The organism is Pseudomonas sp. F-14 TE3623 (genome assembly GCF_053629015.1).
In genome coordinates this window covers 5,696,475-5,721,418 of the sequence record NZ_JBRJHM010000001.1, presented here as the reverse complement: position 1 = coordinate 5,721,418, position 24,944 = coordinate 5,696,475, and the positions used below count along the sequence as shown (strand labels likewise).

Here is a 24,944-nt window from a genome sequence, read left to right as displayed (position 1 = left end):
ATCTGGGGGATAGGTGCGTGGCGGCTCTTGTGATAACATCCGGCGGTTTCCAGGGTAGCCTGATGTGGCTGCCTTTACTGCGCAGATCCATGGCATAACTCGTTGATTTGTCGTAAGTCGGTGCATGGCACTCAGTCTGCATCGGCGAGCTTCGTTCGTCCCATATGGATGTGACGAAGTTTCACCAGAAAAAGGAATCAGGCTTCTCATGGGCGAACTGGCCAAAGAAATCCTCCCGGTCAATATCGAAGACGAGCTGAAGCAGTCCTACCTCGACTACGCGATGAGCGTAATTGTCGGGCGGGCACTGCCGGATGCGCGCGATGGCTTGAAGCCCGTGCACCGGCGTGTGCTGTTCGCGATGAGCGAGCTGGGCAACGACTTCAACAAGCCGTACAAGAAATCTGCCCGTGTTGTCGGTGACGTGATCGGTAAGTATCACCCTCACGGTGATACCGCGGTGTACGACACCATCGTTCGGATGGCGCAGCCATTCTCGCTGCGTTACCTGTTGGTAGACGGTCAGGGCAACTTCGGTTCGGTGGACGGCGACAACGCCGCGGCCATGCGATACACCGAAGTGCGCATGACCAAGCTGGCGCACGAGCTGCTGGCTGACCTGCACAAAGAAACCGTGGACTGGGTGCCGAACTACGACGGCACCGAAATGATCCCGGCGGTCATGCCGACCCGTATTCCCAACCTGCTGGTCAACGGCTCCAGCGGTATCGCCGTGGGTATGGCGACCAACATCCCGCCGCACAACCTCGGTGAAGTCATCGACGGTTGCCTGGCACTCATCGACAACCCGGAACTGACCGTCGATGAGCTGATGCAATACATCCCCGGTCCGGACTTCCCGACCGCCGCGATCATCAACGGTCGCGCCGGCATCATCGAAGCCTACCGCACCGGTCGCGGACGCATTTACATGCGTGCTCGCTCGATCATTGAAGACATCGACAAGGTCGGTGGTCGTCAGCAGATCGTTATCACCGAACTCCCTTACCAGCTGAACAAGGCGCGTCTGATCGAGAAGATCGCCGAGCTGGTAAAAGAGAAGAAGCTCGAAGGCATCACCGAGCTGCGCGACGAGTCCGACAAGGACGGTATGCGCGTCGTGATCGAGCTGCGTCGCGGTGAAGTGCCTGAGGTGATTCTCAACAACCTCTACGCCCAGACCCAGCTGCAAGCGGTGTTCGGTATCAACATCGTCGCGCTGATCGACGGCCGTCCGCGGATCCTGAACCTCAAGGACCTGCTGGAAGCGTTCGTTCGTCACCGTCGCGAAGTGGTGACCCGTCGTACCGTGTTCGAGCTGCGCAAAGCGCGCGAGCGTGGCCACATTCTGGAAGGTCAAGCGGTTGCCCTGTCGAACATCGACCCGGTCATCGCCCTGATCAAGGCCTCGCCAACGCCATCGGAAGCCAAGGAAGCACTGATCAAGACTGCGTGGGAATCTTCCGCTGTAGTTGCGATGGTTGAGCGTGCCGGTGCCGATTCCTGCCGGCCAGAGACCCTGGACCCGCAATACGGCCTGCGCGAAGGCAAGTACTTCCTGTCGCCAGAGCAGGCGCAAGCCATTCTGGAACTGCGTCTGCACCGTCTGACTGGTCTGGAACACGAAAAGCTGCTGGCCGAGTATCAAGAGATCCTCAACCAGATCGGCGAGCTGATCCGCATCCTCAGCAGCGCCACGCGCCTGATGGAAGTGATCCGCGAAGAGCTGGAAGTGATCCGCGCCGAATACGGCGACGTGCGTCGCACCGAGATTCTCGATGCCCGTCTCGACCTGACCCTGGGTGACATGATCCCGGAAGAAGAGCGCGTCGTGACCATTTCCCACGGTGGCTACGCCAAGACCCAGCCATTGGCTGCGTACCAGGCTCAGCGTCGTGGCGGTAAAGGCAAATCGGCTACCGGCGTCAAGGATGAGGACTACATCGCTCACCTGCTGGTCGCCAACAGCCACACCACGCTGCTGCTGTTCTCCAGCAAAGGCAAAGTGTACTGGCTGAAAACCTACGAAATTCCGGAAGCGTCCCGCGCTGCCCGTGGTCGTCCGCTGGTCAACCTGCTGCCGCTGGACAGTGATGAATACATCACCACCATGCTGCCGGTCGAGGAATACACCGAAGGTCACTTCATCTTCATGGCCACTGCTAAAGGCACCGTGAAGAAGACCCCGCTGGAATCCTTCAGCCGTCAACGCAGCGTCGGTCTGATCGCGCTGGAGCTGGACGAAGGTGACGTATTGATCTCTGCCGCCATTACCGATGGCGAACGCGAAGTCATGCTGTTCTCCGACGGCGGCAAGGTCACTCGTTTCAAGGAAACCGACGTCCGCGCCATGGGCCGTACCGCTCGCGGTGTCCGCGGTATGCGTCTGCCGGAAGGCCAGAAGCTGATCTCCATGCTGATCCCGGAAGAAGGCAGCCAGATCCTCACCGCTTCGGCGCGTGGTTTCGGCAAGCGCACCGCGATCACCGAGTTCCCTGAATACAAGCGTGGCGGTCAGGGCGTTATCGCCATGGTCAGCAACGAGCGTAACGGCCGTCTGGTCGGCGCAGTCCAGGTGCTCGACGGCGAGGAAATCATGCTGATTTCCGACCAGGGTACTTTGGTTCGTACCCGTGTCGACGAAGTCTCCAGCCTGGGTCGTAACACCCAGGGCGTGACCCTGATCAAGCTGGCCAGCGATGAAACGCTGGTGGGCCTGGAACGGGTTCAAGAGCCGTCGGAAGTCGAAGGCGAAGAGCTGGAAGGCGAAGGGCTCGAAGGTGAAGAGGGTGCAGTGTTCGACGGTGAGGTCGTGATCGACGATGTTGCCGAAGACCAGCAACTCGACGCCGCCGCTGACGAAGAGCCGCAAGAGTAAGCGGGCAAGCAGGGGGCGGATGAAGATTCGCCCCCTTGTTGTTTGTCCCTTGAGAATATTTCGACACCCACGAAGATCAAATGTGGGAGCGGGCTTGCTCGCGAAGACGGACTGACATTCGGTACTGATGTCGCCTGATACACCGCTTTCGCGAGCAAGCCCGCTCCCACATGAGTTTCGTGGCGATTGATGTTGTGATTTATTGCGTGATACCACCAAATCAGAGCGAGATTGGATGTGAGCAAGAGAGCCTATAACTTCTGTGCCGGTCCTGCGGCGCTTCCCGAAGCTGTCCTGAAGCGCGCCCAGGGTGAACTCCTTGATTGGCACGGCAAGGGCTTGTCGGTCATGGAAATGAGCCATCGCAGCGATGAGTTCGTGTCCATTGCCACCAAGGCCGAGCAGGATCTGCGTGATCTGCTGAATATCCCCTCGAACTATAAAGTGCTGTTTTTGCAAGGTGGCGCGAGCCAGCAATTTGCTCAGATTCCTCTGAACCTGTTGCCGGAAAGCGGCACCGCCGACTATATCGACACCGGTATCTGGTCGCAGAAAGCTATCGAAGAAGCCTCGCGCTACGGCCACGTCAACGTTGCCGCCACCGCCAAGCCTTACGACTATTTCGCTATCCCCGGTCAGAACGAATGGAGCCTGTCTGCCGATGCGGCCTACGTTCACTACGCACCGAACGAAACTATTGGTGGCCTGGAATTCCAATGGATCCCGGAAACCGGTGATGTACCGCTGGTTGCCGACATGTCCTCGGACATTCTCTCGCGTCCGGTGGATGTTTCGCGCTTCGGCATGATCTACGCTGGCGCCCAGAAAAACATCGGCCCGAGCGGCCTGGTCGTGAACATCGTTCGCGAAGACCTGCTGGGTCGCGCCCGTTCCATTTGCCCGACCATGCTCAACTACAAGGTCGCGGCCGATAACGGCTCGATGTACAACACCCCGCCAACCCTGGCTTGGTACTTGTCCGGTCTGGTGTTTGAGTGGCTGAAAGAGCAGGGTGGTATCGAAGCCATCGGCAAGCTCAATGAAGTGAAACAGCGCACACTGTATGACTTCATCGACGCCAGCGGCTTGTACAGCAACCCGATCAACAAGTCGGACCGCTCGTGGATGAACGTGCCGTTCCGTCTGGCCGACGATCGTCTCGATAAGCCGTTCCTGGCTGGCGCCGACGAACGCGGCCTGCTGAACCTCAAGGGCCACCGTTCCGTGGGCGGCATGCGTGCCTCCATCTATAACGCCGTCGATATCGTTGCGGTCAACGCACTGGTTTCGTACATGGCAGAGTTCGAGAAGGAACACGGCTAATGTCTGAGCAAGAACTCAAGGCACTGCGCCTGCGCATTGATGCTCTGGACGAAAAAGTCCTGGAGCTGATTAGTGAGCGCGCACGTTGCGCCCAGGAAGTTGCGCGAGTAAAGATGGCCTCGCTGGCCGAAGGCGAAGTGCCGGTGTTCTATCGTCCTGAGCGTGAAGCTCAGGTGCTCAAGCGTGTGATGGAGCGTAACCAGGGGCCGCTGGGCAACGAAGAGATGGCGCGGCTGTTCCGCGAAATCATGTCCTCGTGCCTGGCCCTCGAGCAGCCGCTGAAGGTGGCTTACCTCGGCCCTGAAGGGACCTTCACTCAGGCTGCAGCCATGAAGCACTTCGGCCATGCAGTGATCAGCAAGCCGATGGCAGCGATCGACGAAGTGTTCCGTGAAGTCGCGGCCGGTGCGGTGAACTTTGGCGTGGTCCCGGTGGAAAACTCCACCGAGGGCGCGGTCAACCACACCCTCGACAGCTTCCTCGAACACGACATGGTGATCTGTGGCGAAGTCGAGCTGCGTATTCACCACCACCTGTTGGTCGGTGAAAACACCAAGACCGACAGCATCAGCCGTATCTATTCCCACGCCCAGTCCCTGGCCCAGTGCCGCAAGTGGCTGGACGCCCATTACCCGAATGTCGAGCGCGTGGCGGTTTCGAGCAACGCCGAAGCGGCCAAGCGGGTCAAGGGGGAGTGGAACTCGGCGGCGATTGCCGGCGACATGGCCGCTGGTCTGTATGGGTTGACTCGTCTGGCCGAAAAAATCGAGGATCGTCCGGACAACTCCACACGATTCCTGATGATCGGCAGCCAGGAAGTACCACCGACCGGCGACGACAAGACCTCGATCATCGTCTCCATGAGCAACAAACCCGGCGCGCTCCACGAGCTGCTGGTGCCGTTCCACGACAACGGCATCGACCTGACGCGCATCGAGACCCGTCCGTCGCGTAGCGGTAAATGGACCTACGTGTTCTTCATCGACTTCGTCGGCCACCACCGCGACCCGTTGGTCAAAGGTGTGCTGGAAAAGATCAGTCAGGAAGCAGTAGCACTCAAAGTGCTGGGTTCCTACCCGAAAGCAGTTCTCTAAGGGCGGTAGCAAATGAGTGGCAACTTCCTCGCTCTGGCACAGCCGGGCGTGCAACAACTTTCGCCTTACGTTCCGGGCAAACCCGTGGACGAACTGGCTCGTGAGCTGAACCTCGATCCGGCCAATATCGTCAAACTGGCGAGCAACGAAAACCCGTTGGGCGCCAGTCCCAAGGCGCTGGCAGCGATTCGCGAAGCGCTGACCGAGCTGACCCGCTATCCGGACGGCAACGGTTTTGCGCTCAAGACCCTGCTGGCCGATCAGTGCCGCGTCGAGCTGAACCAGGTGACGCTAGGCAACGGCTCCAACGACATTCTGGAGCTGGTGGCGCGCGCCTATCTGGCGCCGGGCCTGAACGCGGTGTTCAGCGCGCATGCGTTTGCGGTCTATCCGATCGTGACCCAGGCCGTCGGTGCCCAGGCAAAAGTGATCCCGGCCAAAGACTGGGGTCATGATCTGTCGGCCATGCTGGCCGCGATCGATGCCGATACTCGCGTGGTGTTCATCGCCAACCCGAACAACCCGACCGGGACCTGGTTCGACGCCCAAGCGCTGGATGATTTCCTGCAGGACGTACCGGCTCATGTGCTGGTGGTGCTGGACGAGGCCTACATCGAATACGCCGAAGGCAGCGACTTGCCCGATGGCCTGGACTATCTGGCGGCCTATCCGAATCTGCTGGTCTCGCGCACCTTCTCCAAGGCCTATGGTCTGGCGTCGCTGCGGGTCGGTTACGGCTTGTCCTCGGCCATCGTCGCCGATGTGCTGAATCGCGTGCGTCAGCCATTCAACGTCAACAGTCTCGCGCTGGCTGCCGCTTGTGCCGCGTTGCAAGACGTCGAGTACCTGGCCGAAAGCCGTCGCCTGAACGAGTCCGGCATGCAGCAGCTGCAAGCGGGTTTCCGCGAGCTGGGTCTGAGCTGGATTCCATCCAAAGGCAACTTCATCTGTGTCGATCTGGGGCGCGTTGCGGCTCCAGTGTTCGAGGGGTTGCTGCGCGAAGGCGTGATCGTGCGTCCGGTGGCCAACTACGGCATGCCGAACCACCTGCGTATCACCATCGGTTTGCCGGCTGAAAACAGCCGCTTCCTCGAGGCGCTGGCCAAGGTTATGGCTCGTGGTTGATGTCACTGCACTGCAATCTGCTCAACCTATGATCGGTCGCCTGGTGGTGGTCGGCCTGGGGTTGATCGGCGGTTCGTTTGCCAAAGGCTTGCGTGAAAGCGGTCTGTGCCGCGAAGTGGTCGGTGTCGATCTCGACCCACAGTCGCGCAAGCTGGCGGTCGAGTTGGGCGTGGTGGATCGCTGCGAAGAAGACCTGGCTAAGGCTTGCCAGGGCGCTGACGTGATTCAGCTGGCGGTGCCGATCCTGGCCATGGAGAAATTGCTCGCGCTGTTGGCGGGCATGAATCTGGGGCAAGCGATTCTGACCGACGTCGGTAGCGCCAAGGGTAATGTGGTGCGCGCGGCGACCGAGGCGTTTGGCGGCATGCCAACGCGTTTCGTGCCGGGGCATCCGATTGCCGGTTCCGAGCAGAGCGGGGTGGAAGCCTCCAATGCCGAACTGTTCCGTCGCCATAAAGTGATTCTGACGCCGCTGGATCAGACCGACCCGGCCGCGTTGGCGGTGGTCGACCGTTTGTGGCGCGAATTGGGTGCCGATGTCGAGCATATGCAGGTCGAACGTCACGACGAAGTGTTGGCGGCGACCAGCCATCTGCCGCACTTGCTGGCGTTCGGTTTGGTCGATTCGTTGGCCAAACGCAATGAAAATCTTGAGATCTTCCGTTACGCTGCGGGCGGTTTCCGCGATTTCACAAGAATCGCCGGTAGCGACCCGGTCATGTGGCACGACATCTTCCTCGCCAACCGCGAAGCTGTCCTGCGCACACTCGATACATTTCGCAGCGACCTCGACGCCTTGCGCGACGCGGTCGATGCAGGGGATGGGCACCAATTGTTGGGCGTGTTCACGCGCGCCCGGGTTGCCCGCGAGCATTTCAGTAAAATCCTGGCCCGCCGGGCCTATGTGGACGCTATGAATTCCAACGATCTGATTTTCCTGGCACAACCTGGTGGCCGCCTGACTGGGCGGATTCGTGTACCGGGCGACAAATCGATTTCCCACCGTTCGATCATGCTCGGTTCCCTGGCTGAAGGCGTCACCGAAGTGGAAGGTTTCCTCGAGGGCGAAGACGCTCTGGCGACCTTGCAAGCTTTCCGCGACATGGGTGTCGTCATCGAAGGTCCGCACCACGGTCGTGTGACCATTCACGGCGTCGGCCTGCATGGCCTGAAGCCTGCGCCGGGCCCGATCTATCTGGGCAACTCCGGCACCTCGATGCGTCTGCTGTCTGGCCTTTTGGCTGCGCAGAGCTTCGACAGCACCCTGACCGGCGACGCTTCTCTGTCCAAGCGTCCGATGAATCGCGTGGCCAATCCGCTGCGCGAAATGGGCGCCGTGATCGAGACCGCTGCTGAAGGTCGTCCACCGATGACCATTCGTGGCGGCAACAAGCTTAAGGGCCTGACTTACACCATGCCAATGGCCAGTGCGCAGGTTAAATCCTGCCTGTTGCTGGCGGGTCTGTATGCCGAAGGCAAGACCACCGTCACCGAGCCGGCACCGACTCGCGACCACACCGAGCGCATGCTGCGCGGCTTCGGCTACCCGGTGACCGTCAACGGCGCGACTGCCTCGGTCGAGTCCGGCCACAAGTTGACCGCGACCCACATTGAAGTGCCGGGCGATATCTCGTCGTCGGCGTTCTTCCTGGTGGCGGCGTCGATTGCCGAAGGTTCGGAGCTGGTGCTTGAGCACGTCGGCATCAACCCGACCCGTACCGGCGTGATCGACATCCTGCGCCTGATGGGCGCTGACATCACCCTGGAAAACCAGCGTGAAGTGGGCGGCGAACCGGTAGCGGATCTGCGCGTACGGGCAGCTAAACTCAAAGGTATCGAGATCCCCGAGGCGCTGGTTCCACTGGCGATCGACGAGTTCCCGGTGCTGTTCGTGGCCGCTGCATGTGCCGAAGGGCGCACCGTGCTGCGTGGCGCCGAAGAGCTGCGCGTGAAGGAGTCGGACCGGATCCAGGTGATGGCGGATGGTCTGTTGGCGTTGGGCGTCAAGTGCGAGCCAACCCCGGACGGCATCATCATCGACGGCGGCCAGATCGGCGGCGGCGAAGTGCATGGTCACGGCGATCACCGGATTGCCATGGCTTTCAGCGTGGCTTCTTTGCGCGCTAGCGCACCGATCCGCATCCATGATTGCGCCAACGTTGCGACCTCGTTCCCGAACTTCCTCGCGCTGTGTGCGCAGGTCGGTATCCGCGTTGCACAAGAGGCTCAGTCGTGAAAATCATCGCACCGGTCATCACCATTGATGGGCCAAGCGGCTCTGGCAAGGGCACAGTCGCAGGGATGCTGGCCAAGCGCCTGGGCTGGAACTTGCTGGATTCCGGTGCGCTGTATCGATTGCTGGCGTTCGCGGCGTATAACCATGGCGTCGATCTGACGAATGAAGAGCTGCTCAAAAAACTTGCCGCTCATCTGGATGTGCAATTCATCGCAGCGACCGACGGTCAGCTGCAGCGCATTATTCTGGAAGGCGACGAAGTCAGCGATATCATTCGCACCGAAAGTATCGGCTCGGGCGCCTCGCAGGTCGCTGCGTTGCCCGCCGTTCGTGAGGCGCTGCTTCAGCGCCAGCGGGCCTTTCAGGAATCACCGGGTCTGGTGGCTGATGGTCGCGACATGGGCACGGTGGTATTTCCCGACGCACCGTTGAAGATTTTCCTCACCGCCAGTGCCGAGGAGCGTGCGCGCCGTCGATACTTGCAGTTGAAGGGCAAAGTCGATGGTGTTAGTCTGTCGAGTCTGCTAGATGAGATACGTGCGCGCGATGAGCGCGACACCCAGCGAGCGGTAGCCCCGCTCAAACCGGCGGCTGACGCCATCCAGCTGGATTCCACGGAATTATCCATCGATCAGGTGCTGGAACGCATCATGAGTGAAATCGCCATTCGCGATATCGCCGGGTGACCAAGAAACGACCCAGGGGACCAGTCATAGTCCTGTGCCGTTTCTTTAAATGAACGTAACCCACATCGTCTGGGATGTGGAGATGGGCGTATCCTTCGCCCTTATTCAACAGGAATTAAAATGAGCGAAAGCTTTGCGGAACTCTTTGAAGAAAGCCTAAAAACCCTGAACCTTCAGGCAGGCTCCATCATCACCGGTGTTATCGTTGATATCGATTACCAAGCTCGCTGGGTAACCGTTCACGCTGGCCTGAAGTCTGAAGCACTCATCCCGCTTGAGCAGTTCTACAACGATGCTGGCGAACTGACTATCAACGTCGGTGACGAAGTTCACGTTGCTCTGGACTCGGTTGAAGACGGCTTTGGTGAAACCAAGCTGTCCCGTGAAAAAGCCAAGCGCGCTGAATGCTGGATTGTTCTGGAAGCAGCCTTCGCAGCCGAAGAAGTGGTCAAGGGCGTTATCAACGGTAAGGTTAAAGGCGGCTTCACTGTCGACGTTAACGGCATCCGTGCGTTCCTGCCAGGTTCTCTGGTTGACGTCCGTCCAGTGCGCGACACCACGCACCTGGAAGGCAAAGAGCTGGAATTCAAGGTCATCAAACTCGACCAGAAACGCAACAACGTTGTCGTTTCCCGTCGCAGCGTCCTCGAAGCCGAGAACTCCGCCGAGCGTGAAGCTCTGCTGGAATCCCTGCAGGAAGGCCAACAAGTCAAAGGTATCGTCAAGAACCTCACCGATTACGGCGCATTCGTCGATCTGGGTGGCGTCGATGGCCTGCTGCACATTACCGACATGGCTTGGAAGCGTATCAAGCATCCTTCCGAAATCGTCAACGTTGGCGACGAGATCGATGTCAAGGTTCTGAAGTACGATCGCGAACGCAATCGTGTTTCCCTGGGCCTCAAGCAACTGGGCGAAGATCCATGGGTTGCTATCAAAGCCCGTTACCCAGAAAGCACTCGCGTTACCGCTCGTGTAACCAACCTGACCGACTACGGCTGCTTCGCTGAGCTGGAAGAAGGCGTTGAAGGCCTGGTACACGTTTCCGAAATGGACTGGACCAACAAGAACATCCACCCTTCGAAAGTCGTACAAGTCGGCGACGAAGTGGAAGTTATGGTTCTGGACATCGACGAAGAGCGTCGTCGTATCTCCCTCGGCATCAAGCAGTGCAAATCTAACCCATGGGAAGATTTCTCTGGCCAGTTCAACAAGGGTGATAAAATCTCCGGCACCATCAAGTCGATCACCGATTTCGGTATCTTCATTGGTCTGGACGGCGGCATCGACGGTCTGGTTCACCTGTCCGACATCTCCTGGAACGAAGTGGGCGAAGAAGCCGTTCGCCGCTTCAAGAAGGGCGACGAGCTGGACACCGTTATCCTGTCGGTTGACCCAGAGCGCGAGCGCATCTCCCTGGGTATCAAGCAACTGGAAAGCGATCCGTTCTCCGAGTACGTTCAAGAGAACGACAAAGGCGCCATCGTTAAAGGCATCGTGAAAGAAGTTGACGCTAAAGGCGCCATCATCACTCTGGCCGACGATATCGAAGCGACTCTGAAAGCCTCCGAAATCAGCCGTGACCGCGTTGAAGACGCGCGCAACGTTCTGAAAGAAGGCGAAGAAGTAGAAGCCAAGATCATCAGCGTTGACCGCAAGAGCCGCGTAATCCAGCTCTCGATCAAGTCGAAAGACGTTGAAGACGAGAAAGAAGCCATCCAAAGCTTGAAAGACAAGCCTTCGGATAGCATCGCTGCTGGTCCTACCACTCTGGGCGACCTGTTGCGTGCACAAATGGAAAAGCAGAACTAAGTTCTGTCAGACCATAAAAAAAGGGCGACTTCGGTCGCCCTTTTTTGTGTCTGCGATTTGGTAAATCCCAAGCGTGCTGGCACCGCCTTATTTCTTTCGTGAAACCAATGATCTACATAAGCTGTCTGTAACTTCATGCAGGTCAATCGTCTATTCAAGGCTAGGCTTAGTCTGAAGTGAACGACCGCTGGGTAATACACCCGGCATAAGGAAGTGAATGAACAAGCTCATTGTCGTGATAGCAGTACTGACATTGGCAGGTTGTACCACTAGCGCCAAGACTCATGCTGTGCGCGGAGTCAGTGGCATAGAGATCGATTGTTCAGGGTTGGGTTCCGGATGGGAAAAGTGTCACAAGAGAGCCGCCAAGGAGTGCAAGGGCGCAGGTTATAAAGTTGTCGTAAGGTCCGATGACGCGAAGGAAGAAGATGAGTTCCCTTTTGGCTTCAACCCCGCGGGTTATCTGACACGCACCATGCTGGTGATCTGTAGATGAATGCAGGGTTTGAGCAGTGTTCGGATGTTCTGAAATCGGGCACCTCATTGCAGGGGAAGATATGTCAAAACTCGGGCTGTTCAAATTTCTCCGGGCATGCTAAAACCTTTGAAGCGCTTTTCCTAGCTGCTTGAAAAAGAAGGGAAAAATATGACGAAGTCGGAGTTGATCGAACGAATTGTCACCCATCAAGGGCTGCTCTCATCCAAGGATGTGGAGCTGGCCATCAAGACCATGCTTGAGCAAATGTCCCAATGTCTGGCCACCGGTGATCGAATCGAGATCCGTGGGTTTGGCAGCTTCTCCCTGCACTATCGCGCGCCGCGCGTAGGCCGCAATCCGAAAACCGGTCAGTCCGTCAGCCTCGATGGCAAGTTCGTTCCGCATTTCAAGCCAGGCAAAGAACTGCGCGATCGCGTGAACGAGGAAGAGGAGGAGGGGCTTTGACAGTTGCACTTCAAGGAACCGCTGATGCGTAACCTCAAGCGCGTACTTCTCGCTCTATTTGTCCTGTTGCTCGTTCTCGCGATCCTGGCGTTCGTACTTGAGAACCAGCAAGGCGTGTCACTGCTGTTCCTGGGCTGGGCGGGCCCGCAGTTGCCAGTATCGCTGGTCATGGTGATTGCGCTGCTGATCGGCATGGTGATCGGGCCGATTCTTGGCTGGTTTCTGGGGCGTACATCCAGAGCCTCACGCAAGCGCCTTGTCTGATCGCGACAAACCTGTGGTACGCGTTGAACTTGCATCCCGGCTTGTCCATATCCATTAGTAAAACCTTCATTAAGCTGTAAAATTCTGTGCTTGGTCGATAGGGCGTTCCCGAATCGGTTCAGACTGACTCTGTCAGAAGCCACGGCTGACTTGATGGCTTTACATTCATGGATTAGACAGCGCTCGGTTGACGGCCCTGTCAGCAACTCAAGGGTATGGTTTCGCGTGAAAATTCTAGTAACCGGCGGCGCCGGGTTTATCGGCTCGGCAGTCATTCGTCATATCATCTCCAACACTAACGACTCTGTCGTTAACGTCGATAAACTGACTTATGCCGGTAATCTTGAGTCGCTGGCCGAAGTCAGCCAGAACTCGCGTTACGTGTTCGAACGCGTCGACATCTGCGACCGTGATCAAGTGGACCGTGTCCTGCGTGAGCACCAACCGGATGCCATCATGCACCTGGCCGCAGAGTCCCACGTAGATCGCTCGATCTCCGGCCCGTCTGAATTCATCCAGACCAACATCATCGGCACGTACACGTTGCTGGAAGCTGCACGTCATTATTGGGCTGCACTGGATGATGCGCGTAAAGCCAACTTCCGCTTCCACCATATATCCACCGACGAAGTCTACGGAGACCTCGAAGGTCCGGAAGACCTCTTCACCGAAACCACGCCGTATCAACCAAGCTCGCCGTACTCGGCCAGCAAGGCCAGTTCCGATCACCTGGTTCGCGCCTGGAGCCGTACCTACGGTCTGCCGACTCTGGTGACCAACTGCTCGAACAACTACGGTCCTTGCCACTTCCCTGAGAAGTTGATCCCGCTGATCATCCTCAATGCACTGGAAGGTAAGCCGCTGCCGGTCTATGGCAAAGGTAATCAGGTGCGTGACTGGCTCTACGTCGAAGACCACGCCCGCGCACTTTACAAAGTCGTGACCGAAGGCGTGATCGGCGAGACCTACAACATCGGTGGCCATAACGAGAAGCAAAACATCGAAGTAGTGCATACCCTGTGTGCACTGCTCGATGAGCTGCGTCCAGACTCCGCTCATCGTCCCCACGCCAGTCTGATCACCTACGTTCAGGATCGCCCGGGCCATGACCAGCGCTATGCGATCGATGCCAGCAAAATTCAGCGCGAGCTGGGTTGGACGCCGGAAGAAACTTTTGAAACCGGTATCCGCAAGACCGTCGAGTGGTACCTCAACAATGCTGAGTGGGTGGCTCACGTGAAGAGCGGCAGCTACCAGCAATGGATCGACCAGAACTACACGGGTCGTTCGGACAAAGCATGAAAATCCTCCTGTTGGGAAAAAACGGCCAGGTGGGTTGGGGGCTGCAACGCTCACTCGCGCCGCTTGGCGAGTTGATTGCGCTGGATCGTCACTCGATCGATGGTTTGAGCGGAGACTTGTCCGACCTCAATGCATTGCGTGCGACGATTCGTCAGGTCAAGCCCGACGTCATCGTCAACGCAGCGGCGTACACCGCCGTCGATAAAGCTGAGACCGAGACCGAGCTGGCCGATCGTGTGAACGGTCAAGCCAGCCAGGTCATGGCTGAAGAAGCTGCATCCCTGGGTGCCTGGCTGATTCACTACTCGACCGATTACGTGTTCAGCGGTGAAGGTTTGGCGCCATGGCAAGAGACAGATGCCGTCGCCCCGGTGAATCACTACGGCGCCAGCAAACTGGCCGGCGAGCAGGCAATTACTGCCTCGGGCTGCAAGCACCTGATCTTCCGCACCAGCTGGGTCTATGGCGCACGCGGCAACAACTTTGCCAAGACCATGCTGCGCCTGGCCAAGGACCGCGACACGCTGAGTGTCATCGCCGACCAGATCGGCGCCCCGACTGGCGCAGATTTGATTGCCGACGTGACGGCGCTGGCCATTCAACAAGTCTTGCAGCGTCCTGAACTGGCAGGCCTGTATCACCTGGCCGCCGCCGGCGAAGTATCCTGGCACGGCTATGCCAGCCATGTGATCGGTTTTGCCAAGGCCAATGGCGAAGAGCTCGCCGTCACGGCGATCAATCCGATAGCCACAACCGCCTACCCAACGCCGGCACGTCGTCCTCTGAATTCCCGGTTGAGCACTCAGAAGCTGCGCGACAACTTTTCTCTACATTTGCCGGATTGGCAAAGTGGTGTCACCCGAATGCTTATGGAAGTCCTGAATAAATGACCACGACAAATCGTAAAGGCATCATCCTCGCTGGCGGCTCGGGCACTCGTCTGCACCCGTTGACCCTCGGGGTGTCCAAGCAGATGCTGCCGATCTACGACAAGCCGATGATCTTCTATCCGCTGTCGGTGCTGATGCTCGCCGGTATGCGCGAAATCCTGATTATCTCCACTCCTGAAGACCTGCCAAGTTTTCAAAAATTGCTGGGTGACGGCAGCCTGTACGGCATCAAGTTGACCTACGCCGAGCAGCCTAACCCGGACGGTCTGGCACAAGCCTTCATCATTGGCGAAGAATTCATTGGCAAGGATCCTTGCTGCCTGATCCTGGGCGACAATATCTTCTACGGTCAGCACTTCTCGGACAACCTGCGTTCCGCCAGTGCTCAAGAACACGGCGCGACCATATTCGGCTATCACGTGTCGGACCCAGAGCGTTTTGGTGTAGTCGAGTTCGACGCTAACGGCCGTGCCTTGAGCATCGAAGAAAAGCCACTGAAGCCTAAATCCAACTACGTGGTGACCGGTCTGTACTTCTACGACAACCAGGTCGTCGAGATCGCCAAAAGCATCAAGCCATCCGCGCGCGGCGAGCTGGAAATTACCGACGTTAACCGTGTGTACCTCGAGCAGAAAACCCTCAACGTCGAAATGCTTGGTCGCGGCTTCGCTTGGCTGGATACCGGTACTCATGATTCATTGCTGGAGGCGAGCCACTTCGTGCATACCATCGAAAAACGTCAGGGTTTGAAAGTTGCCTGCCTGGAGGAGATCGCTTACAGCAGTGGGTGGATTTCTGCAGCTGAGCTGTCGGCTCAGGCACAGCGCCTTGGGAAGACTGGCTATGGGCATTACTTGGGGAAACTCCTGGAAATATCTGGTCGCTGAGTTCTGATCGATGTTGGTGGTTGATGTTATTTTGATGGCTTGCACTTGAAACACTCGTTTGATTTCAAAGGATTTTTGTCGTCGGTCTCCCGCATGAGTTATTAAATCCCGGTATTACCTGTAGAATGGCCGGCAGAATTATCTGATCCCGTTCATCATCGCCTCTCAATCTCGATTGACCCGTTTTGCCTTTCAAAGAAAGGCTTCCGACAAGTGGTGAATGAGTCAATCCGAGAGGCGCCAGGTATAAAGCCGATGGGTTTGGATCGAAGTCGAGCTGTCACCCCTGCAATCGTTTCGAGCAAAGAGTTTGTAACGATGCAGGAATGATCGGAAACATAAATGAGCCTGCTTTCTGGACATATCTGCCAGGAGGGGGATTAAGGATTTAGAGCATGGAACTGATTCCCGTAATTTTGTCTGGCGGAGTGGGTAGCCGGTTGTGGCCCGTTTCTCGAGAGGCCCATCCAAAGCCGTTCATGGATCTGCCAGATGGCCAGAATCTAATCCAGAAAACGTTCCTTCGTGCCTCGCGTCTGGAAGGTGTTGTGGAGGTTCTTACGGTGACCAACCGGGAACTCCTGTTCAAGACCGAAGACGAGTACGGCGCAGTCAACACGCTCAAACATTCGCAAGGTTTCATCCTTGAGCCTTTCGGACGTAATACAGCTGCCGCCGTTGCTGCCGCGGCGCTTCAGCTCGAAGCCACGCATGGCCCCGACGCCCAGATGCTGGTGCTGGCGGCAGACCACCTGATAAAAGATGAAAAAGCGTTTGCTGCTGCAGTAGCCAGTGCGATGACGCTTGCCGCCGAAGGCTGGCTGGTAACCTTTGGGATTCAGCCGACCTATCCTGAAACAGGGTTCGGGTACATTGAAGCGCAGAAAGATGCACCTCTGAAGGGTGGCCTGAAGGTTACGCGCTTCGTCGAAAAGCCCAATCTAGAAACCGCTGAAGGTTACGTTAGCGCAGGCAACTACTACTGGAACTCCGGGATGTTCTGCTTCCGGGTCGGCAGTGTGCTGGAAGAGCTTCGCCAGCATGCTCCGGACGTGGTGGCGGCGGTCAGTAAAACCATTGAAAATTCGCGCCTCACTACCTCTGACAAATATCGTTGCCTGGCGCTCGACGCTGATGCATTCGCAGAGGTTCCGGACATCTCCATCGACTACGCATTGATGGAGCGCTCCTCCAAAGTAGCGACCATCCCTTGTGATATCGGTTGGAGTGACATCGGGTCCTGGAATGCCGTCAGTGAGTTGACCGAGCCTGATGAAAACGGCAACCGTTTTGAAGGCGAGGTGTTGTCCCACAATTCACGCAACAACTACGTAAACAGTGAAGATCGACTGACTGCGCTGGTAGGGGTTGAAGACTTGCTGGTCATCGATACCCCGGACGCGGTGATGATCGCCCACAAAGATCATGCCCAAGACGTAAAACATATCGTCAATCAGCTCAAAGCAGCCAGCCACACGGTCCATTTGCTCCACCGTACCGTGCATCGTCCTTGGGGGACTTACACAACCCTGGAAAACGGCGAGCGTTTCAAGATCAAACGTATTGTGGTGAAGCCCAAGGCTTCGCTGTCCTTGCAGATGCACCATCACAGAAGCGAACACTGGATCGTCGTCAGCGGGATGGCTGTGGTTGTCAACGACCAGCAAGAATTGATGCTGAACACCAACGAATCCACGTTTATTCGTGCCGGCCATCAGCACCGTTTGATGAACCCGGGTGTTATCGATCTGGTGCTGATCGAAGTGCAGAGCGGCGACTATCTGGGCGAAGATGACATCGTTCGATTCGAAGACAACTACGGTCGCGTCGACAAGTAACGACACTGAACCCGATACGAGCCCCGCGCCTTGCGGGGTCAGCGCGCCAGCGGCATCAGGCCCTGGCGGTCCATTCTTGCCGTTGCCGCCTCTGGGCGGCATCGGACATTTCAGCTAGTGAGCAGAATGTATCCTCCTATCGTGACGCAATGCTTCAAAGCCTATGACATTCGTGGTCAGGTTCCCGCTCAACTCAACGAAGACATCGCCTACCGCATAGGTCGTGCACTCGTAGCCGAGTTGCAGGGGAAAACCTTCGTAGTCGGCCAGGACATGAGGCTCGAAAGCCCGCCCTTGGCGACAGCGCTGATGCGCGGCATTACCGAGGCGGGCGCCGATGTGATCGACATCGGGCTGTGCGGCACTGAGGAAGTCTACTTCGCCACCAGTCATTACAAAGTCGACGGCGGCGTGATGATCACTGCCAGCCACAATCCCAAAGGCTACAATGGCATGAAACTCGTCAAGGCCGAGTCTCGCCCTATCAGCGGCGACACTGGTCTCGACGCCATTCGCCTACGCGTCGACCAGGGTGACCTGGGCGCCGTAGCGGCACAAAAAGGCGCGATTCGTCAGGCCTTCGACAAGACTGCCTACATCGACCATTTGCTCACTTACGTCGACGTCAGCGCCCTGAAGCCCCTCAAGATTCTCGCCGATCCGGGTAATGGCGCTGCAGGCCCTGTGCTACAGGCACTGGCTGCACGACTGCCGCTACAGTGGGTGTTTATCAATGAAGTGCCTGATGGCCACTTTCCGAATGGTGTTCCGAACCCGCTGCTACCCGAAAACCGTGAGCTGACTCGTCAGGCGCTGTTGGCAAATCAGTGCGACATGGGCCTGGCATGGGACGGTGACTTCGATCGTTGCTTCTTCTTCGATGCCGATGGTCGGTTCATCGAGGGTTACTACCTTGTCGGCTTGCTGGCCGAAATGCTGCTCAAGCAACATCCCGGCAGCAAAATCATCCACGACCCGCGCCTGACCTGGAACACTATCGAGCAGGTTGAGCAGGCAGGTGGTATTGCCGTTCAGAGCAAAACCGGACATGCGTTTATCAAGGAGCGTATGCGCGAGGAAGACGCGGTATATGGCGGGGAGATGAGCGCTCACCACTACTTCCGCGATTTCGCGTATTGCGACAGCGGGATGATTCCGTGGTTGTTGGTGGCAGCATTGATTTCCGAAACGGGCGAAACGCTTGCGCAGCTGGTCTCGAAGCGAATCGAAGCGTTTCCTTGTAGTGGGGAGATTAACTATCGTGTGACGGATGTGAATGAGACCTTAAGAAAGGTGCTCGAACACTTCCTGCCGAGCAACCCGCTTATCGATGAAACAGACGGGATCAGCCTGGAGTTTGGCGATTGGCGCTTCAGCCTGCGAGGGTCCAATACGGAACCATTGCTACGGTTGAATGTGGAGAGTCGTGCGGATGAAGAACTTGTTGTGCGCTATGTGGCGGAAATTGCTGGTTTGATCCGGGGATAAGTATGTTAAGTGGGTTTGGTCTGGATTCCCATCTCTGGGAGCGCAACCGTATCGTTTGCCGGAGGCCTTGAGCCTTAGCTGTAAAACCCGCGATTCAGAATCGCCAAGAGTGAAGCAACTTGGCTTCACTTTTACCAGGAGTCAGGAATGTTGGAGCTGTTCAAAAGCCTTTGGGATTACCGGGGATTCGTTTTTTCATCTATACATAATGAGTTTTCTGCCCGCTTTGCTCGTAGCCGTTTAGGCGGTCTATGGATGATCATCAACCCTCTGGCCCAAGTCGCCATTTATGCTCTGGTGCTCTCCAACGTGCTGGCAGCAAAGCTGCCCGGGATCGATAACAAATACGCTTACGCGCTCTATTTGATGGCCGGGATACTGGCCTGGAGCCTTTTCTCGGAAATTATCGGCCGTTGCCTGACCCTGTTCATCGACCAAGGCAATCTGATGAAAAAAATGCGCTTTCCGCGCATCACCTTGCCAGTGATTGTCGTGGGATCGTGCCTGCTCAATTATGTGCTGCTGTTTTTGGCGCTGTTGGTGGTCTTTGCGTTGCTGGGTCAATGGCCGCATTTGCAGATGCTATGGCTCATTCCGTTGACGGTTGCCGTCACCGCTCTGGCTGTCGGCATAGGCTTGATTCTCGGCGTCCTCAACGTTTTTGTTCGGGATGTTGGCCAAGTTGTACCCATCCTGCTGCAGGTCTGGTTCTGGTTTACCCCTGTGGTGTACCCCGCCAATATTATTCCCGAGCGTTTCAGAAGCTACATGGATATGAACCCTATATACCCGATCGTCACGGCCTACCATGACATTCTTGTATATGCCAAATCTCCAGATATCCAGCAAATTGCCGTGACTACGGTTATTGCTATGGGCTTGCTGTTGCTGGGCCTATTTATGTTCCGCCGCGCGGCGCCGGAAATGGTGGACGTACTATGAGCCTGCTGATTGCAAATAACCTGGGCAAGGCTTACCGCGTCTATGTCTCTGAATTCCAGCGCATCGGTCGTTGGTTCGGTTTGCCAACCAAGCCTAGCGAAGAGCACTGGGTACTCAAGCACATCAGTTTCTCTATAAATCCAGGGGAAGCCATAGGAATTGTTGGCCAGAACGGTGCTGGAAAATCCACGCTGCTAAAGATGATCACCGGGACCCTCCAGCCCACCGAAGGGAGTGTTCAGGTTAATGGTCGAATCGCTGCCATTCTTGAATTGGGCATGGGTTTTACCCCGGATTTGACTGGCCGTCAGAACGTCTTTCACGCCGCCGGCTTGATGGGTTTCAGCGCTGAAAAAATTAGTGAAGTCATCGATGATATTGAGGCTTTTGCTGAAATCGGCGAGTATTTCGACGAGCCTGTGCGTACCTATTCCAGTGGCATGCAAATGCGCGTCGCTTTTGCCGTGGCTACGGCAATTCGTCCTGAGATTCTCATCGTGGACGAAGCGCTCTCAGTGGGTGACAGCTACTTTCAGCACAAAAGCTTCGACCGTATTCGTGAGTTCCAGCAGCAAGGCACCACACTGCTGATCGTCTCGCATGACCGTGGCGCGATCCAAGCGCTGTGCAATCGCGCAATCCTGCTGGAAAAAGGCACAGTCATAAAGGACGGAAAACCTGAAGAAGTCATGGACTTCTACAACGCCTTGATTGCCGAAAAAGAGAACGCAACGGTACAAGTACGCGAGCTGCAGGACGGCTCCATCCAGACCCGATCTGGTAGCGGTGAGGCGAGTATCGAGTCCGTTACTTTGCATAACGCCGCCGGCGACCCGATTGAGTATATATCGGTCGGGGAAAACGTTTCCTTGCGCATCTGTACGAAGGTCAACAGCGCCATTCCAGAATTGGTTGTTGGTTATCTGATCAAGGACAGACTGGGGCAGCCAGTGTTTGGCACCAATACGCATCACTTGGGCTGCAAAACTGTTGGTCTGGAAGCGGGTCAGGAGTTGAATTATTCATTCAGCTTTGCTGCGAATCTGGGTGTGGGATCGTATTCCGTCGCCGTCGCACTACATACAGCGGACAGTCATTTATCACGTAACTATGAATGGGTGGATTTAACCCTCGTGTTCAACGTAGTCAATATTTCGCAAAGCGAGTTTGTCGGTCTGGCCTGGATACCTCCGACCGTGGAGTGCAAATAATGGATGCTGGCTTTTACAGAGCTTTCGAAGACCGCTACCGGGGATCGAGGGAGCTGATCACTCAACGGCTCGAAGTCTACCTGCCCTTTCTCGCCCCCCTGAAGGCGCTGTACCAGGACTGTGCTGTGCTCGACATCGGCTGCGGCCGAGGCGAATGGCTTGAGCTGCTTATCCGTGAAGGCTACGCGCCGACCGGCGTGGACCTGGATGAGGGCATGCTCGAAGGCTGCCATGCACTGCAGCTGCCGGCGCACCAGGACGATGCACTCAATGCACTGCGCCAGCTGCCGGATGAAAGCCTGGTTGTCGTCAGCGGCTTCCACATCGCCGAGCATGTACCGTTCCCGATCCTCCAGGATCTGGTTGCTGAAGCCTTGCGAGTACTGCGGCCTGCAGGGTTGCTGATCCTCGAAACGCCCAACGCTGAAAGCGTGGTGGTCGGCACCAACAGCTTCTATCTGGACCCCACTCACGAGCGCCCGTTACCGAATCTGCTGCTGTCGTTTTTGACCGAGCACAGCGGTTTCCTTCGGTCCAAGGTGGTGCGTCTTCAGGAAACCCCGGAGATACGCGATGAAAGCGCCAAAGTCGGTATCTGGGAGGTGCTTTCCGGAACCAGTCCTGACTATGCTGTAGTCGCGCAGAAGCAGGCGCAGCCCGAGCTGCTCGAAGCATTCGACGCGGTGTTCGAGACATCGTTTGGCGTCTCGCTCGATCAATTGGCCATACGCTATGACAAAGCGCTGGAAGGCCGCCTTTGCAAAATTGAGAATCAAATAGGGTCTGACGTTCGCGAATTGATGAACAGGCTGCAGGCAGAGCAGACCGAAAAGCTACAGCTGATAGATGAGAGGCGCGGTGCGCAGGTATCGGCGTTGCAACAAGAGTGCGACGTTTTGCAACAACGCCTTCAGGAAACACTGGACCGGGCAGAAAAGCTCGAGGCCGAGATGAATCTTTCGCTTGGCAACGCACACAACTGGTATCTGCGCGCCTTAGCCCACGAGCAGCAACTGGAAGCTGTTCGTCGCAGTACCTCATGGCGTCTTACGGTGCCGTTGCGGATCGTCGCTCGCGTCCTCTATTGGCCTGCACGAGGGGGGCGATCCTCGCTTGCCGATGCGCTGCGCCGAGCTGCGCCTCACGCCCGACTCTGGTTGGCACGGCGTCCTGCAATCCAGCGCCAAGTGCTGGCGATCCTGCACCGTACCCCACGGCTGGAGGCCAAGCTTCGCGGGCTGCTTCAGGCCCGCGCCGTCGTCGATGACGCCAATGCCAGCGATCCGCAGCACGGCGTGATCGATCACGCCCCATTGACCCCGCGAGGCCGCGCTATCGAGAGTGCCCTTCGCCAACCCATGATGAAGGGCCAGAAGTAATGCGTATCGTAATTGACATGCAGGGCGCGCAAACCGAAAGCCGCTTTCGGGGGATTGGCCGCTACAGCCTGTCGCTGGCCCAAGGCATTGTTCGCAACTGCGCTGAGCATGAAGTCTACCTGGTGCTTAACGGCATGCTCAGCGAAAGCATCGACAGCATTCGCAGCGCGTTCATCGATCTGCTGCCACAGAGCCATATTCGTGTCTGGTACGCAGAGGGGCCCGTTGCCGACCGCGATCCGGCCAACCTGGGTCGAAGGCAAGTAGCCGAACTTATTCGCCAGGCCTGCATTGATGAGCTCAAACCCGATGTGGTCCATGTCACCAGCGCGGTCGAGGGCTATATCGATGATGCGGTGATCGGCAGTCCACTGCTCGACAGCAAGGCCCTGATTAGCTCCACGCTCTATGACTTGATTCCACTGATCAGCCCCAAGCAGTACCTGGACAACAACCCCGGCTACAAGAAGCACTACCTGGAAAAGGTCGAGGCTTTCAAGAACTACGGTCTGCTGCTATCCATATCCGAATTCGCCAGGCAAGAAGCCCTGTCGTTGTTGCCGCTGGACGATACCAGGCTGGTCAACGTCTCGACGGCGGCGGATGATGTCTTCCGCCCGGTGTCCTTGAGCCCGGATGAGCGTGATGCCCTGACGAACAAGTTCGGCCTGCGCGAGACCTTCGTGCTCTATTCCGGCGGGGCAGACGACCGCAAAAACCTGCCACAGCTGATCACGGCGTTTGCCGCCATCAAGCCGCAGCTGGGTGAACTGCAGTTGGTCTTTGCCGGCAAGATGCCGCAATGGCACATCGACAAGTATCGCGAGCTCGCCTTGAGCAAGGGCCTGAGTCAGACAGATCTGGTATTCACTGGCTTCATCACCGACGCGGAGCTGGTGGCGCTATACAACACCTGCCGGGTTTATGTATTCCCGTCGTGGCATGAAGGATTTGGCCTGCCACCGCTCGAGGCCATGAAGTGCGGGGCCCCGGTGATCGGCGCCAACACCTCCAGCGTGCCCGAGGTGATTGGCTGGGAGGAGGCGACCTTCGACCCGTTCGACGTCCAGGCCATTTCGCAGAAGCTGCGCCAAGCCTTGGTCGATGATGAATTCCGCGCTGCCCTGGCTGCCCATGGCCTGCAACGTGCCGAGCTGTTCTCCTGGGACAATACTGGCAAGGCTGCCATAGCCGCATTCGAGCAGGCGCTGACCCAGGTGCAGCGCCCGGCCGAAGGCGCCGATGATACGAAGGACGGCGCCCTGGCTCTGGTCGACACGTTGACCGCGTCCGGCTACCTGGAAAGCGGTGCCCTCGACATCCAGCGCTTGGCCAAGGCCATCGATTACTCGCTGCAGGGGTTGGCGGGCAAACCTAGCCTGTTCGTGGATGTTTCCGAGCTGTGCAAGCATGACGGGAAAAGCGGCATCCAGCGGGTAGTGCGCAGTATCTTGCTGGAGTGGTTGAACAATCCGCCGCAATCCTACGATGTCAAACCGGTCTATACCGTCGCTGGCGAAACGTTCTACCGCTATGCTTCACGCTTCGCGGCGAGGTTTCTCGGCCAGACCGACAGCGAGGGTATGGAGGACGAAGCCATTACCTACCGGGCGGGCGATGCCTACCTGTGCCTGGACTTGCTCATGGACGTGCTCCCACACAAAAAGCCGTTCCTGAACGCGATGCGCAATCATGGCGTGTCGATCTACTTCGTCGTGTACGACCTGCTCATTCTGCAAATGCCCCATTGCTTCGTTGACAGCCTCCAGCAGCATTATCTCAACTGGATCAATGCGGTGGCCGAGTACGATGGCGCGCTGTGCATCTCCCAGGCAGTGGCCGATGACTTGAAGGCGTGGATGATCGAGCGCGGACCGCAGCGTACGCGCGAGTTCAAGATCGATGCCTTCCACCTGGGTGCGGATATCGACCAGTCGGTACCGTCCCAAGGCATGCCAGAGAGCCCATCACTACGCATCGAAACCCTCGGCGAGGGCCCAATGTTCGTGATGGTTGGCACTCTCGAGCCACGCAAAGGCCATGCGCAGACCTTGGACGCCTTCGACATCTTGTGGGCGCAGGGTGTGCAAGCAAACCTTGTGATCGTTGGCAAGCATGGTTGGTTGGTGGACGAGCTGGCAATGCGGATTCAATCCCACCCTCAGCTGGGCAGGCACCTGCTTTGGCTCGACGGCATCAGCGATGAGTACCTCGAGCACGTTTACAACAACAGCGATTGCCTGATTGCCGCATCCGAAGGGGAAGGCTTCGGTCTGCCGCTGATTGAGGCAGCTCAGAAAGGCCTGCCGATCATCGCCCGCGATCTGCCGGTGTTCAGAGAGGTGGCGGGTGATCATGCATTCTATTTCGAAGGCTCCACCTCACAAACCATGGCGGCCAGCCTCCGCGCTTGGCTTGAGCTGCACGCCTGCGGTGCTCAACCGACATCCACCACTATGCCTTGGTTGACGTGGAAGCAAAGTGCCGCTCAGTTGCTCGAGGCCGTCCGCCGGCTGGAATCGCTGCCGCAAGCTCAGGGGAAGTCAGCCGTCGATCCAAGCTAGCTTAGAGGGCAAGGAAGCACTCCCCAAGCGGTACGTATCTTTACCGGTTACATAGGCGGGCACAAAGGCGTACCAACGCTGC

At 57.4% G+C, this 24,944-nt stretch carries 19 protein-coding genes; all 19 read left to right on the top strand.

Features of this window, described 5'->3' with window-relative positions; genetic code table 11:
- The first annotated feature begins 208 nt into the window (after window positions 1-208).
- Complete coding sequence (gene gyrA, locus AB7M29_RS26535; RefSeq protein WP_052964122.1) at window positions 209-2,878, top strand: DNA gyrase subunit A; 2,670 nt, start codon at window positions 209-211, stop codon at window positions 2,876-2,878.
- Between the two features lie 237 nt (window positions 2,879-3,115).
- Window positions 3,116-4,201: a 3-phosphoserine/phosphohydroxythreonine transaminase gene (serC, locus tag AB7M29_RS26530; RefSeq protein WP_052964120.1), complete on the top strand. Its 1,086-nt coding sequence runs from the start codon at window positions 3,116-3,118 to the stop codon at window positions 4,199-4,201.
- Window positions 4,201-5,295: a prephenate dehydratase gene (pheA, locus tag AB7M29_RS26525; protein ID WP_007899727.1), complete on the top strand. Its 1,095-nt coding sequence runs from the start codon at window positions 4,201-4,203 to the stop codon at window positions 5,293-5,295. The genes serC and pheA overlap by 1 nt, the downstream gene beginning before the upstream one ends.
- A 12-nt stretch (window positions 5,296-5,307) precedes the next feature.
- On the top strand, window positions 5,308-6,420 hold the full coding sequence (gene hisC, locus AB7M29_RS26520) for a histidinol-phosphate transaminase (protein ID WP_454248372.1): 1,113 nt from the start codon (window positions 5,308-5,310) through the stop codon (window positions 6,418-6,420).
- A 28-nt stretch (window positions 6,421-6,448) separates the two neighbouring features.
- Window positions 6,449-8,656: a bifunctional prephenate dehydrogenase/3-phosphoshikimate 1-carboxyvinyltransferase gene (locus tag AB7M29_RS26515; protein WP_454248761.1), complete on the top strand. Its 2,208-nt coding sequence runs from the start codon at window positions 6,449-6,451 to the stop codon at window positions 8,654-8,656.
- A complete protein-coding gene (gene cmk, locus AB7M29_RS26510) occupies window positions 8,653-9,342 on the top strand; it encodes a (d)CMP kinase (RefSeq protein WP_123723142.1) in 690 nt (229 codons plus the stop codon). The genes AB7M29_RS26515 and cmk overlap by 4 nt, the downstream gene beginning before the upstream one ends.
- Before the next feature lie 120 nt (window positions 9,343-9,462).
- Window positions 9,463-11,154: a 30S ribosomal protein S1 gene (rpsA, locus tag AB7M29_RS26505; RefSeq protein ID WP_008005961.1), complete on the top strand. Its 1,692-nt coding sequence runs from the start codon at window positions 9,463-9,465 to the stop codon at window positions 11,152-11,154.
- A 217-nt stretch (window positions 11,155-11,371) separates the two neighbouring features.
- Entirely contained in the window at window positions 11,372-11,650 is a 279-nt protein-coding gene (locus AB7M29_RS26500; protein ID WP_007899746.1) for a hypothetical protein, read from the top strand.
- A gap of 150 nt (window positions 11,651-11,800) precedes the next feature.
- Window positions 11,801-12,097: an integration host factor subunit beta gene (gene ihfB, locus AB7M29_RS26495; RefSeq protein ID WP_007899751.1), complete on the top strand. Its 297-nt coding sequence runs from the start codon at window positions 11,801-11,803 to the stop codon at window positions 12,095-12,097.
- A 24-nt stretch (window positions 12,098-12,121) separates the two neighbouring features.
- Window positions 12,122-12,361 carry a LapA family protein gene (locus AB7M29_RS26490; protein ID WP_454248371.1) on the top strand — a complete coding sequence of 80 codons (240 nt, stop codon included), beginning with the start codon at window positions 12,122-12,124 and terminating at the stop codon, window positions 12,359-12,361.
- Window positions 12,362-12,586: 225 nt separating this feature from the next.
- Complete coding sequence (gene rfbB, locus AB7M29_RS26485) at window positions 12,587-13,663, top strand: dTDP-glucose 4,6-dehydratase (protein ID WP_454248370.1); 1,077 nt, start codon at window positions 12,587-12,589, stop codon at window positions 13,661-13,663.
- Window positions 13,660-14,553: a dTDP-4-dehydrorhamnose reductase gene (gene rfbD, locus AB7M29_RS26480; RefSeq protein ID WP_454248369.1), complete on the top strand. Its 894-nt coding sequence runs from the start codon at window positions 13,660-13,662 to the stop codon at window positions 14,551-14,553. The genes rfbB and rfbD overlap by 4 nt, the downstream gene beginning before the upstream one ends.
- Window positions 14,550-15,440 (top strand): glucose-1-phosphate thymidylyltransferase RfbA, encoded by an 891-nt coding sequence (gene rfbA / locus AB7M29_RS26475; RefSeq protein ID WP_454248368.1) that lies wholly within the window; start codon window positions 14,550-14,552, stop codon window positions 15,438-15,440. The genes rfbD and rfbA overlap by 4 nt, the downstream gene beginning before the upstream one ends.
- A gap of 395 nt (window positions 15,441-15,835) precedes the next feature.
- On the top strand, window positions 15,836-17,278 hold the full coding sequence (locus tag AB7M29_RS26470; RefSeq protein ID WP_454248367.1) for a mannose-1-phosphate guanylyltransferase/mannose-6-phosphate isomerase: 1,443 nt from the start codon (window positions 15,836-15,838) through the stop codon (window positions 17,276-17,278).
- Window positions 17,279-17,404: 126 nt separating this feature from the next.
- Window positions 17,405-18,766: a phosphomannomutase gene (locus tag AB7M29_RS26465; RefSeq protein WP_454248366.1), complete on the top strand. Its 1,362-nt coding sequence runs from the start codon at window positions 17,405-17,407 to the stop codon at window positions 18,764-18,766.
- A 147-nt stretch (window positions 18,767-18,913) separates the two neighbouring features.
- Window positions 18,914-19,708, top strand: a complete 795-nt coding sequence (locus AB7M29_RS26460; RefSeq protein WP_454248365.1) for an ABC transporter permease — start codon at window positions 18,914-18,916, stop codon at window positions 19,706-19,708.
- Window positions 19,705-20,919, top strand: coding sequence for an ABC transporter ATP-binding protein (locus tag AB7M29_RS26455; protein ID WP_454248364.1), 1,215 nt, complete (start codon window positions 19,705-19,707; stop codon window positions 20,917-20,919). Before AB7M29_RS26460 ends, AB7M29_RS26455 begins: the two co-directional genes overlap by 4 nt.
- The gene (locus tag AB7M29_RS26450) at window positions 20,919-22,298 is read left to right on the top strand and encodes a methyltransferase domain-containing protein (protein WP_454248363.1); all 1,380 of its coding nucleotides are present in this window, start codon (window positions 20,919-20,921) and stop codon (window positions 22,296-22,298) included. The genes AB7M29_RS26455 and AB7M29_RS26450 overlap by 1 nt, the downstream gene beginning before the upstream one ends.
- Window positions 22,298-24,862 carry a glycosyltransferase family 4 protein gene (locus tag AB7M29_RS26445; protein ID WP_454248362.1) on the top strand — a complete coding sequence of 855 codons (2,565 nt, stop codon included), beginning with the start codon at window positions 22,298-22,300 and terminating at the stop codon, window positions 24,860-24,862. Before AB7M29_RS26450 ends, AB7M29_RS26445 begins: the two co-directional genes overlap by 1 nt.
- Window positions 24,863-24,944 lie beyond the last annotated feature (82 nt).